This is a genomic window from Ruegeria sp. H7 (genome assembly GCF_056532945.1).
In genome coordinates this window covers 74,380-86,202 of the sequence record NZ_JBQFNZ010000007.1, presented here as the reverse complement: position 1 = coordinate 86,202, position 11,823 = coordinate 74,380, and the positions used below count along the sequence as shown (strand labels likewise).

The window sequence follows — 11,823 nt, the reverse complement described above, 5'->3', positions numbered from 1 at the left end:
AACGTCATGCTGTGAGGGTCCAGCTTTGAATTTCCAAAAGATCAGATTGGCTGCGGGCCTGTATTTTGTTGCCACTCCGATCGGAACCGCGCGCGACATTACGCTCAGGGCGCTGGATATTCTGGCTTCGGCGGACGTGATCGCGGCGGAAGACACCCGCAGCCTGCGCCGATTGATGGAGATCCATGGCATCCCGCTGGATGGTCGCCGAATCCACGCCTATCACGATCACAGCGGCGCGGGCGCGCGCGGCAAGATTATGGACGCGCTGGCACAGGGGCAGTCGGTTGCCTACGCGTCCGAAGCCGGAATGCCACTGATCGCCGATCCGGGCTATGATCTTGGGCGGCAAGCGGCCGAGGCCGGATATACAGTGACCTGTGCACCAGGGCCGTCTGCGGCTTTGGCGGCCCTTACGCTGGCGGGTTTGCCAACGGATGCGTTCTTTTTTGCAGGCTTTCTGCCGAATGCGTCCGGTGCTCGGCGCAGCCGAATCGAAGCCCTGCGTGATATTCCCGGAACGCTGGTGTTTTACGAATCGCCCAAACGCGTCGCCAGCAGCCTGTCCGATCTGTCCGACGTTCTGGGCGCAGATCGTCAGGCCGCTTTGTGCCGGGAACTGACGAAGAAATTCGAAGAAATCAAGCGCGGTACGCTGGGCGAACTGGCGCAGGCCTATCAGGGTCAGACCGTGAAGGGCGAGGTTGTCTTGCTGGTGGATCGCAGCCATTCGCAAAGTGTTAACGAGTCTGACGTAGAAGAGGCTTTGAAACAGGCCTTGCAGACGCATTCGGTTCGGGATGCCGCGGATCTGGTGTCGCAGATGTATGATCTGCCCCGGCGTCCGATCTACCAGAAGGCCCTGAAATTGGGAAAGGGATGACATGGCACAGCGTTCGGTTCGGGGATCAGTGTCCTATCACGCGGGTCAGGCGGCGGAACTGCGCGTCGCTACAGATTACGAACGCCGTGGCTTTTCCATCGCACATCGCCGTTGGCGCGGTGCCGGGGGTGAAATTGATCTGATCGCACGCGACAGCGATGGGCTGGTCTTCATCGAGGTAAAGAAAAGCGCCAGTTTTGACATGGCCGCGGCCCGTATCACACGGCGGCAAACGGAACGGATTTGCGCCTCGGCTGCGCAGTTTCTGGAAAACGAACCTGGCGGGCAGCTAACGAATGTGCGGTTCGACGCGGCATTGGTTGATCGCTCGGGTGCGGTCCAAATCATCGAAAACGCGTTTGGACAGGCCTAAGCCCCATTGAACCCCTCGGCCTGCTGCGCCATGTATCTGGCATGAAGTTGAGGGACATGCCATGAAAATCGCCTTTCAAATGGACCCGATCGGGGCCGTGGACATCAATGCCGACAGCTCTTTCCGCCTTGCGGAAGAGGCGCAGGCCCGCGGGCACCAGCTGTTCTTCTACGGCCCGGACCAATTGGCCTATCAGGAAGGTCGGATCACCGCGCGCGGTCAGGACATGACGGTGCAGCGTGTGCCCGGAGATCCGGCGGTGCTTGGACCGGAACGTGAGGTTGATCTGGCCGAGTTCGACGTCATCTGGCTGCGACAGGACCCGCCGTTCGACATGCATTACATCACGTCGACCCATCTGCTGGATCGCCTGAAAGGTCAGGTTCTGGTGGTCAATGACCCGTTTTGGGTTCGCAACTTCCCCGAAAAACTGCTGATCCTGGATTTCCCCGATCTGATGCCACCGACCACGATTGCGCGGGATCTGCGGACTATCAAAGCGTTCAAGGACAAGCATAAGGACGTCATCCTGAAACCCCTTTATGGCAATGGCGGTGCAGGCGTGTTCCGGCTTGATGCCAACGACCGCAATCTCACGTCCCTGCATGAGCTGTTCTCGGGCTTCTCGCGCGAGCCGCTGATCGTTCAGAAATTCCTGCCCGATGTCAAAAACGGCGACAAGCGCGTGATCCTGGTCGACGGGGAAGCGGTGGGCGCGATCAATCGTGTCCCGGCCGAAGGTGAGACGCGTTCGAACATGCATGTGGGTGGACGGCCCGAAAAGATCGGGCTGAGCGAACGCGATCTCGAGATTTGCGCCACCATCGGTCCAATTCTGAAAGAAAAGGGCCAGATTTTTGTCGGAATCGACGTCATTGGCGACTACCTGACCGAAATCAACGTGACCTCGCCCACTGGTATTCAGGAGCTTGAGCGGTTTAACGGCGAGAACATTGCCGAAAAGATCTGGCAGGCGATTGAGGCCAAAGTCTAGGCCATCACCCTGGCGCTGATCCGAAAGCTCAGCGCCTCGGCCACATGGGGTCTGCGAATATCGGGCGCACCGTCCAGATCGGCGATGGTTCGCGCAACCCGCAGGATGCGGTGAAAGGCGCGGGCCGACAGGCCGAACCGGTCGGCGGCTTTCAGCAACAGGTCTTTGCCTTCGGGATCCGGGGCTGCGACCTCTTCCAACAGTTTACCTTCAACATCCGCGTTTTGCCGGACCGATGGCGTATCTGCGTAGCGCGTGGCCTGAACCTGACGCGCCTGTTCCACACGTGTCGCGACGGTGGCCGAGCTATCGCCGGATGGCGGCAGATCAAGGTCGGTAAAGGCAACAGGCGGAACCTCGATCCGCAGATCGAACCTGTCCATCAACGGGCCGGAAATACGGTTCAGATAATCCTCGCCGCATCCGGGCGCACGGGAACAGGCGCGGGACGGATCGGTCAGATAGCCGCATTTGCAGGGGTTGGCTGCGGCGACCAGCATGAAACGGCAGGGATATTTCACATGCGCATTGGCGCGCGCCACCATCACTTCGCCCGTCTCAATTGGTTGGCGCAGGGTTTCCAGCACCGTTCGGGGAAACTCGGGAAACTCGTCCATAAACAGCACGCCATTATGGGCCAATGAAATCTCGCCGGGTTTTGCGCCCTTGCCGCCACCAACAATCGCCGCCATCGAGGCCGTGTGGTGCGGCTCGCGGAAGGGTCGCGCGCGGCTGATGCCGCCTTCATCCAGCAGCCCGCAAAGGGATTGGATCATAGACGTCTCCAGCGCCTCGACCGGTGTCAAAGGCGGCAGAATGCCGGGCAGGCGTGCGGCCAGCATTGATTTGCCCGAGCCAGGCGTTCCGATCATGATCAGGTGGTGCCGCCCGGCTGCGGCAATCTCAAGCGCGCGTTTTGCACGTTCCTGCCCTTTAACGTCGCGCAGATCGCGGGCGCTGGGCGACAGGTTTACCTCACCCGGTTTCGCCGCGGCCAGAGGAGACTGGCCCGAGAAATGGCGGACGACGTCGCCCAGAGACCCGGCCCCGATCACCTGAGTGGCATCGACCCATGCCGCCTCGGCGCTGGATGCGCGCGGGCAAAGCAGCGCGCGATCCTCGGAGGCGGCGGTCATGGCGGCGGGCAAAGCGCCGACCACGGGCACCAAAGACCCATCCAAGGACAACTCACCCAAGGCAACTGTGCCGTCGGCGGCATCTGCCGGAATGATCTCCAGCGCCGACAGCAGGGCGACGGCGATGGGCAGGTCGAAATGGCTGCCTTCTTTCGGCAGATCGGCGGGCGAGAGGTTGATGGTGATCCGCTTCGACGGCAGGGCAATGGCCATGGCGCTAAGCGCGCTACGGACCCGGTCGCGCGCCTCGGACACGGCCTTGTCCGGCAGGCCGACGATGGAGAACGCAGGCAAGCCCGGCGATACGGCGCATTGCACCTCGACCGGGCGGGCCTCGACCCCCTGAAAAGCAACGGTATGAGCGCGGGCAACCATGTTGATCCTGTTCTTGGTTAACAGGACGTTGCTGCCATGGTTGCGGTTTAGGAATCGTTAACGGCAGCACGCATGGCGGTGAATTTGGGCCATGCCTCGGGGTCAGCCACGGTTTTGTCGCGGCAGAACGAATTGCAAAAACCCCAGCGTTGTCCGTCCAACTCCAGAAAATCGGTCACCGGTTTGCCGGAATAGGGGCACATCGTGTTAACTGACGGGCCGGGTTCGGCGGCCATGGCCGTTGAAACACCGCCCACTGGCCATGGCGCAATGGGCAAATCCAAAGCGTAGGGAAATGGCTTATATTCAACCGTCAGCCCCATCGCGCGCCATTGGCGTACCGATGTATCGCTCAGCAGTTCGATGCAGTAGTCGCGATTGGCCTCGGATACAGGCAGGCCGTAGCCAATGATCCGTGCCGCCACCGGCGTGTAAAACACATCGGCCAGAGAATACGCGCCAAAAAGCGGTCCATCCTTGGCCCCCGAGATACGGCGCGCATGGGCCCAGAGTGTTTCGATACGCGCCAGATCAGTCAGCGTGTCTGCAGATGGTGAAAACCCCTGCCAGACATGCTTCAGCTGCATCGCGCATTCGCCGCGCAGGGCGGTGAAGCCGGCGACCATCTCGGCGCATAACCAACGCGCCGTGGCCCGTTCCGCCTGGTCACTGGGCCATAAACCGGCCTCCGGGTGACGTTCGGCCAGCGTTTCGGCCATGGCGAGGCTTTCGCCCACGACTGTTCCCTCGGGCAAGCGCATCGCGGGAACCAGCCGGGCCGGAGACAGCGGCTCCATATCCTGCGCCATGGTTCCGGAATATAGGCCGATCATGTGGGTTCGATAGGGCAGGCCGAACCTTTCCAGCATCAGCCAACCGCGCATGGACCAGCTGGAAAACAGCCTGTCGCCGATAAAAAGATCATAGGTCATGAAATGACGATGACGCAGCGCGTCGCGCAGGTAAATCAGTGATTTGTGCGGGGCACGATCACGGAAGGTGATTGATGAGACCCGCCGACCAGGCCTGACCGTCAAATGCCACATGCGTCACCGACAAATTGTCGATGCGGTGCGCAAAGGTCTGTTGCGCGTCAAGATCCAGCGCGCGCTGAACCTGTGTCAGGATCACACCGAAATGGGCGACGATGACCAGATCGTGGCCCCGGTGATTGGCGATCAGGGTGTCAATCGCGCCATCGACTCGCGCGCGCACCTCGTTCCAGCTTTCGCCTTGTGGCGGGCGAACGTCGCCGGGGTTGTCCCAATAGGCGAAGGCCAGTTCGGGGTCTTCGGCCTCGATTTCGGCAAAGCCGCGCAATTCCCACGCGCCGAAATTGATCTCGCGCAGGTCCGGGTGATGGGGCAAACGGCGGCGTGTGCCTTGGATAGCTGTTGCCGTCTCTAAGGCGCGCGACAGGTCCGAGGACACGACTATTGCCGCGGGCGGCAGGTAGTCATGCAGGCGTTCCAGGGCGGCTGTGTCGCTCAGATCAGCCGGAAGATCGGACCAGCCAACCATGGTTTTGGCATGGGTCGGGCCATGGCGGACAAGGTGCAGCCGGGTCACGGCAATGTCCCCTTCAGAACCATCGGCAAGCCTGCCGTCACCTGTACCGCCAGATCGGCACGAGCGGCCAGGGCGATGTTCAAGCGACCCTGCGCCTCGCGAAAGCGGCGGGCCAGAGCGTTTTCGGGTACGATCCCATGACCTACCTCGTTGGACACAACGACGATCTGCGCCGCGCAATGCCCCAGCGCGTTCAGCAGGTCAGTCTGCGCCGTGGCCAGATCGGTTTCCGCCAGCAGGTGATTGGTCAGCCACATGGTGGCGCAGTCGATCAGACAGACCTGATCCGCCTTCAATTCCGCCAAAACCGGGGCCAAATCCAAAGGCGCCTCGACCGTCAGCCAATCCGGTCCGCGTTGGGCGATATGCTGATCGACCTTTTGGCGCATCTCATCATCAAACACTTGTGATGTGGCCAGATAAACGCGGCTTTTCCCCGATGAAACAACCAGTTGTTCGGCAAAAGCCGATTTGCCCGAAGCAGCCCCGCCCAGCACAAAGGTTAAATCGGGCAGCACAATTCTTACCTTTCTAGTGATCCACCTGCTTGTGCTCTGCGTATCGACGACAGGTCGGCAAGGCAAGCCCGGCCATCGAATACGATAATTGGGAGAGTTTCATGGCACTTGACAACGCGACCGACTTTTCGATGTCCAGGCAGGCAATGAAGGCCGAATTGCTGGACGCAGAGACCGAGTTAAAGTTGGCTTATGCCTGGCGCGATGAGCGTGACGAACAAGCCCTTCACCGCCTGATCACCGCCTATATGCGTTTAGCTATTTCGATGGCGGCCAAGTTCAAGCGTTATGGCGCGCCGATGAACGATTTGATCCAAGAGGCCGGTCTGGGTCTGATGAAAGCCGCTGACAAGTTTGACCCTGACCGGGGCGTGCGCTTTTCCACCTATGCCGTCTGGTGGATCAAGGCCAGCATCCAGGACTATGTGATGCGCAATTGGTCGATGGTGCGCACCGGCTCGACCTCATCCCAGAAATCGCTGTTCTTCAACATGCGTCGGGTTCAGGCACGGTTGGAACGCGAAGCGGCGACCGAGGGTCTGGAACTGGACCGGCACCAGCTGCACCAGATGATTGCTACTGAAATCGGTGTGCCCCTGCGCGATGTCGAGATGATGGAAGGCCGCTTGTCAGGTTCGGATTTCTCGCTGAACGCGGTGCAATCGGTTGATGAGGACGGGCGCGAGTGGATCGATGCGCTGGAAGACGACCGGGAACAGGCCGCAGAAACGGTTGCGCACAACCATGACACCGAACAACTGCGCGAATGGTTGTTAACCGCCATGAACGCGCTGAATGACCGCGAGCGTTTCATCGTTCGCGAACGCAAACTGCGCGAACCCGCGCGGACGCTGGAAAGCCTGGGGGATGAGCTTGGTCTGTCCAAGGAACGTGTCCGCCAGCTTGAGGCCGCAGCATTTGTTAAGATGCGCAAGAACCTTGAAGCCCAGTCGCGAGAGGTGCAACACTTCATCGCATGATACGGCTTGCGATTCTGCTTTGTGCACTGATGGTTACGATGATCTCGGCGCGTCCGGGCCAGGCGGATGCGTTGATCCCTCCCGACATGATTGCCGACATGCAGTCGGCGGATGTGGTGATATTGGGCGAAGTTCACGACAATCCCAGGCATCATCAGGTTCAGAGCGAGGCGGTCAAAGCCCTGTCGCCCTCGGCGGTCGTGTGGGAGATGGTGACCGAAGAAGGCGCCCAAAGGCTGGCGCAAAAGGCCGTGTCCGATCCCGAAGAACTGGGCCGCATCCTGCGCTGGGCGGAAACCGGCTGGCCGCCGCTTAGCATGTATTACCCTGTTTTTCAGGCGTCCGACGCGCCAGTCTACGGTGCCATGGTGCCGCGTGTCGCGGCCCGGGCCGCGATGGAACGAGGCGCGGCAACAGCGCTGGGCGCGGATGCGGCGCGATACGGCCTGACGGTTCCACTGCCGCCTGACGAGCAGGCCGCGCGCGAAGCCGACCAGTTGGCCGCGCATTGTGACGCGCTTCCGGTAGAGGCCTTGCCGCAAATGGTCGCGATACAGCGCCTACGTGACGCCGTGCTGACACGCTCGACCCTGCAGGCGATCGAAGACACCGGCGGGCCGGTTGCGGTGATCACCGGCAACGGCCATGCCCGAAAGGATCGCGGTATCCCGACCTTCCTGTCGCGGATGCAGCCCGGGTTGAAGGTTTTCGTACTTGGCCAATCCGAGGATGGCGCAATCGAGGGCACATTCGATGCGGTGATTGACAGCCCGACTGTTGACCGCGAAGACCCCTGCAAAGCGTTCGAGACCCAGAATTAACCGCTGGAACTACGCGGTGGCGTTGCCTAATGTCGGGGCCGACCGGGACTGGAAGGGCTGAACATGCTGTCATCCAAACGCATTTTGCTGATCATCGGCGGAGGGATAGCTGCCTATAAATCGCTGGACCTGATCCGGCGGCTTAAAGAGCGTGGCGCGGCCGTAACCCCCGTTGTGACCCGCGCGGCGGAAGAGTTTGTGACGCCCTTGTCCGTGTCCGCGCTTGCAGGTGAAAAGGTCTATCGCGACCTCTTCGACCTGACCGATGAGGCCGAGATGGGCCATATCCAGCTTTCGCGCTCGGCTGACCTGATCGTTGTTGCTCCGGCGACGGCGGATCTGATGGGCAAGATGGCCTCGGGTCTGGCGAATGATCTGGCCTCGACCCTTCTGATGGCCACCGATACGCCCGTTCTGTGCGCGCCTGCCATGAATGTGCGGATGTGGGATCACCCCGCGACCCAGCGCAACCTTGCGCAATTGCAGGCGGATGGCGTGCGCTTTGTCGGCCCGAACGAAGGGGACATGGCCTGCGGCGAATACGGCCCCGGCCGCATGTCCGAACCGCTAGAGATTGTTGCCGCGATCGAGGCCCAATTGTCGGACGGCCCCTTGCAGGGCAAGCGCATTCTGGTGACATCCGGCCCCACGCATGAACCCATCGACCCCGTGCGCTATATCGCCAACCGGTCATCGGGCGCGCAGGGCACCGCAGTGGCGCGGGCCTTGGCGGCGCTTGGGGCGGATGTGGTTTTTGTCACTGGCCCCGCCGATGTGCCCCCGCCCGAAGGCGTGCAGGTGGTGCGCGTTGAAACGGCGCAGGAAATGTCGGACGCGGTCGACGCCGCCCTACCGGTGGATGCTGGTGTGTTTGCCGCCGCCGTGGCCGATTGGCGCGTCGCCAGCGCCTCGGACCGGAAGCTGAAGAAAACCCGCGACGGTTTGCCTGCGCTGGAGTTTGCGGAAAACCCCGACATCCTGAAACGGGTTGCGCATCTGGAGCAGGGACGGCCAGCGCTGGTCGTGGGCTTTGCGGCGGAAACAAATGACGTTCTGGACAATGCCACCGCGAAACGACTGCGTAAGCAATGTGACTGGATTGTCGCCAACGATGTCAGCCCCTCGACCGGAATCATGGGCGGGGCGGAAAACGCGGTGGTCCTGATCTCGGACACTGGTGCCGAGGAATGGCCGCGCATGGGCAAAGACGCGGTGGCCGCCCGTCTGGCCCAGAAGATTGCCGAGGCGTTGGGCGATTGACGCCTTGGACTATGAACAAAGAGGAACTGGAATGGTCGCAATTCGTGTGATCCGCGACGCGGGGTCCGATGCCTCGGTGGCATTGCCGTCTTATGAAACATCCGGTGCCGCCGGTGCAGATGTGCGCGCAAACCTTCCCGGCGGCAAGGCGATCACGCTTGAACCCGGGCAGCGCGCCTTAATCCCGACCGGCCTACGGATCGAAATCCCCCAAGGGTACGAGGTTCAGGTCCGCCCGCGCTCGGGGCTGGCCCTGAAACATGGGATCACCCTGCCCAACACGCCGGGGACCATCGACAGCGATTATCGCGGTCCCTTGGGCGTGATCCTGATGAATGCCGGGCAAGACCCCTTTGACGTGGCGCATGGTGAACGTATTGCGCAACTGGTCGTCGCCCCGGTCGTTCAGGCCGAGTTCCTAGTGGCAGACGACCTGAGCGATACCGAACGCGGGACAGGTGGCTTCGGCTCCACCGGGCGCGGCTGATGCTGCTGGTTCTGCTGCTGGCCGCCGGACTATGGGGCGTCGGCTATATCGCGGGTGTATCGCGCACGGCACGGCTGGTCTCGGTCGCGGTTCTGTTGTCGGGCGTCATCATTGCACAGCTGATCCTGCCCGACGGCAATCCCTTGCGCGAGGCGACAGGTGGGTCGGCCGAGATGTGGCTGATCCTGGCCGGGTTTGCCGCGTTGGTTCTGCTCTATGGAAGGGTGCTGAAAGCCCTGCGCAATCGGGCCAAGCCCGCGACAGATCAGGAGGCCACCAAACCCTCGGACCGTTTCTCTGAAACCGAACTGGATCGTTATGCTCGCCACATCGTCCTGCGCGAATTGGGCGGGCCGGGGCAGAAGAAACTCAAAAAAGCGCGGGTTCTGGTCATCGGTGCAGGCGGTCTGGGCGCGCCTGCGTTGCAGTATCTGGCGGCGGCGGGTGTCGGCACCATCGGCGTGATCGATGACGACGTGGTCGAAAACGCCAACCTGCAACGGCAGGTGATCCACCGCGACGCCGACATCGGAATGCCCAAGGTTTTCTCGGCGCAACAGGCGATGGAGGCGCAGAACCCGAACGTTGTGGTGCTGCCCTACAATCGCCGTTTCAGCGAAGAGATTGCGGCGGACCTGTTCGCCGATTTCGATCTGATCCTGGACGGGACGGACAATTTCGACACCCGCTATCTGGCCAACCGAACGGCAGTTGCCTTGGGAAAACCTTTGATCTCTGGCGCGTTGTCGCAATGGGAAGGGCAGCTGAGCGTCTTTGATCCCGCCACCACAGGCCCCTGCTATCAGTGCATCTTTCCCGAAGCGCCCGCCGCCGGGCTGGCCCCTTCTTGCGCCGAAGCGGGGGTGATAGGGCCGCTGCCCGGCGTGGTGGGGTCCATGATGGCGGTTGAGGCGATCAAGGTGATCACCGGTGCCGGGGCCGCCTTGCGGGGTGAAATGCTGATCTATGACGCGCTTTATGGCGAAAGCCGCAAGATCACCCTGTCCAAACGCGCCTATTGCCCGATCTGCGCGCAGGCAGCCGCCCAGGCGTAACCGCCGCGCGCGCCAGCGCGCGGCCCGGCCCAACCGCGCCAAGGCGCATCTGCGATGCGCGCTGCGCGGGCGGGAGAGCCCCGTTCACCCCAAAGCGCGGTCCAGATCGGCGATCAGGTCCTCGGCATCTTCCAGCCCGACCGACAATCGGAAAATCCCGTCGCCCGCATAGGCGCGGTAATCCTCCAACTGCGCACCGCCCAGTTTGAACGACGTCTCCATCAGCCCATCGGTGCCCATCCAGAAGATCAGGCTGCGATGATGCCCCAGCGAGACTGCATAGTGGATCACCTCAAGCCTCTCGATCATCTGTTGCGCGATGCGTTCGCCCTCAGCAGCGTTGCCCACCTGGAATGAGATCATGCCGGACATATTCGACATCTGTTGCTGCGCCAGTTCGGCCTGCGGATGCGACGCGAGACCGGGATAGATCACCTTGGTGACCCGCGGGTCATTGTCCAGCCATTCGGCTACCGCCATGGCTCCGGCCTGATGGGCCTTCATGCGCAGGGGCAGGGTGGTGGCGCCGCGCGCGATCAGCCAGGCGTTGAACGGTGATAGAACGCTTCCGTGATGGATCGCGGCCTCGGCCCGCATCCGCGCGACCAGCTCCGCCGATCCGGCCACCGCGCCGCCCACCGCATCGCCATGCCCGCCGATATATTTCGTGATCGAGTGCAGCGTCAGATCAACACCCAACGCCACCGTGTCCATGCCCAGTGGCGAGGCAAAGGTGGCATCACAACTCAGCAACGCCCCGGCCTGACGCGCAAGCCGCGAGATTGCGGCCAGATCGGTCAGCCGCCCGATGGGATTTACTGGCGTTTCGGTATGGATCAGCCGCGTGTTGGGGCGCAGGGCCGCAGCCACGTTCGACGGATCAGACATGTTGACGGCTGAGACCTCAATGCCCATGCGCGGCAGTGTCTCGCGCGCCAGTTCGGCCACGCCTGCATAAGACACGTCGGAGACAATCAGATGATCGCCTGCCGACAGAAAGGTGAAAAAGATCGCCGAGGCCGCCGCCATCCCCGAGGCGGTCGCCAGACAGGCCTCGGTGCCTTGTAGCGCGGCAATCTTGGCCTCCAGCCCCGCCACGGTCGGGTTGGCCCAGCGGGAATACACATAGGGCGTCTCGGGTGTCAGATCATGGGCGGAAAACCCGGCCAGATCCTCGGTGATATAGGTCGAGCTCATATGGATCGGCGGGGCCGATGCGTTGGTCGAGGCGTCGGGCGGATCCCCGGCATGGATCGCTGTGGTCATGATCCCGGCGGGGCGATTGGGTTTTGTCATATGCGTCCTCCCTTTCGTGTCGAACCTGAGCGGGCTAACGCGACAAGGCAAGCAGATTTGCGACGAATTCTGCCGG

At 61.9% G+C, this 11,823-nt stretch carries 13 protein-coding genes; 8 read left to right on the top strand and 5 right to left on the bottom strand.

The annotated features are described in order from the left end of the window. Positions 1 to 25: 25 nt before the first annotated feature. The 3 genes from rsmI (at position 26) to gshB (ending at position 2,250) form a co-directional block, all read left to right on the top strand. Positions 26 to 883 carry a 16S rRNA (cytidine(1402)-2'-O)-methyltransferase gene (gene rsmI, locus ACR0AC_RS15355; protein WP_170455580.1) on the top strand — a complete coding sequence of 286 codons (858 nt, stop codon included), beginning with the start codon at positions 26 to 28 and terminating at the stop codon, positions 881 to 883. Position 884: 1 nt separating this feature from the next. Next, positions 885 to 1,256 (top strand): YraN family protein, encoded by a 372-nt coding sequence (locus tag ACR0AC_RS15350; RefSeq protein ID WP_170455578.1) that lies wholly within the window; start codon positions 885 to 887, stop codon positions 1,254 to 1,256. A 61-nt stretch (positions 1,257 to 1,317) separates the two neighbouring features. Next, entirely contained in the window at positions 1,318 to 2,250 is a 933-nt protein-coding gene (gshB, locus tag ACR0AC_RS15345; protein WP_480874578.1) for a glutathione synthase, read from the top strand. Here gshB and ACR0AC_RS15340 read toward each other — a convergent pair. From ACR0AC_RS15340 to cobU, 4 genes are read right to left on the bottom strand one after another with little or no spacing between them, the layout of a single operon-like run. Beyond that, positions 2,247 to 3,761 carry a YifB family Mg chelatase-like AAA ATPase gene (locus ACR0AC_RS15340; protein WP_480626993.1) on the bottom strand — a complete coding sequence of 505 codons (1,515 nt, stop codon included), beginning with the start codon at positions 3,759 to 3,761 and terminating at the stop codon, positions 2,247 to 2,249. The two genes, gshB and ACR0AC_RS15340, sit on opposite strands and share 4 nt — an antisense overlap. Positions 3,762 to 3,808: 47 nt before the next feature. Beyond that, on the bottom strand, positions 3,809 to 4,693 hold the full coding sequence (locus ACR0AC_RS15335; protein ID WP_480874574.1) for a glutathione S-transferase N-terminal domain-containing protein: 885 nt from the start codon (positions 4,691 to 4,693) through the stop codon (positions 3,809 to 3,811). A 58-nt stretch (positions 4,694 to 4,751) separates the two neighbouring features. Further along, a complete protein-coding gene (locus ACR0AC_RS15330; RefSeq protein WP_480874571.1) occupies positions 4,752 to 5,330 on the bottom strand; it encodes a histidine phosphatase family protein in 579 nt (192 codons plus the stop codon). Beyond that, a complete protein-coding gene (cobU, locus tag ACR0AC_RS15325; protein ID WP_480874568.1) occupies positions 5,327 to 5,848 on the bottom strand; it encodes a bifunctional adenosylcobinamide kinase/adenosylcobinamide-phosphate guanylyltransferase in 522 nt (173 codons plus the stop codon). Before cobU ends, ACR0AC_RS15330 begins: the two co-directional genes overlap by 4 nt. Positions 5,849 to 5,949: 101 nt before the next feature. Here cobU and ACR0AC_RS15320 point away from each other — a divergent pair, with 101 nt between their 5' ends. The 5 genes from ACR0AC_RS15320 to ACR0AC_RS15300 all read left to right on the top strand — a co-directional run bounded on the left by ACR0AC_RS15320 (position 5,950) and on the right by ACR0AC_RS15300 (position 10,451). After that, complete coding sequence (locus ACR0AC_RS15320; protein WP_170623972.1) at positions 5,950 to 6,828, top strand: RNA polymerase factor sigma-32; 879 nt, start codon at positions 5,950 to 5,952, stop codon at positions 6,826 to 6,828. Then, entirely contained in the window at positions 6,825 to 7,649 is an 825-nt protein-coding gene (locus tag ACR0AC_RS15315) for a ChaN family lipoprotein (protein ID WP_480874565.1), read from the top strand. Before ACR0AC_RS15320 ends, ACR0AC_RS15315 begins: the two co-directional genes overlap by 4 nt. Before the next feature lie 63 nt (positions 7,650 to 7,712). Then, positions 7,713 to 8,909 carry a bifunctional phosphopantothenoylcysteine decarboxylase/phosphopantothenate--cysteine ligase CoaBC gene (gene coaBC, locus ACR0AC_RS15310; RefSeq protein ID WP_480874563.1) on the top strand — a complete coding sequence of 399 codons (1,197 nt, stop codon included), beginning with the start codon at positions 7,713 to 7,715 and terminating at the stop codon, positions 8,907 to 8,909. A 31-nt stretch (positions 8,910 to 8,940) separates the two neighbouring features. After that, positions 8,941 to 9,396: a dUTP diphosphatase gene (dut, locus tag ACR0AC_RS15305; protein WP_170633220.1), complete on the top strand. Its 456-nt coding sequence runs from the start codon at positions 8,941 to 8,943 to the stop codon at positions 9,394 to 9,396. Beyond that, positions 9,396 to 10,451: a HesA/MoeB/ThiF family protein gene (locus tag ACR0AC_RS15300; RefSeq protein ID WP_480874560.1), complete on the top strand. Its 1,056-nt coding sequence runs from the start codon at positions 9,396 to 9,398 to the stop codon at positions 10,449 to 10,451. The genes dut and ACR0AC_RS15300 overlap by 1 nt, the downstream gene beginning before the upstream one ends. Before the next feature lie 84 nt (positions 10,452 to 10,535). Here ACR0AC_RS15300 and ACR0AC_RS15295 read toward each other — a convergent pair whose 3' ends face one another. Next, a complete protein-coding gene (locus ACR0AC_RS15295) occupies positions 10,536 to 11,747 on the bottom strand; it encodes an aminotransferase class I/II-fold pyridoxal phosphate-dependent enzyme (RefSeq protein ID WP_170737164.1) in 1,212 nt (403 codons plus the stop codon). Positions 11,748 to 11,823 lie beyond the last annotated feature (76 nt).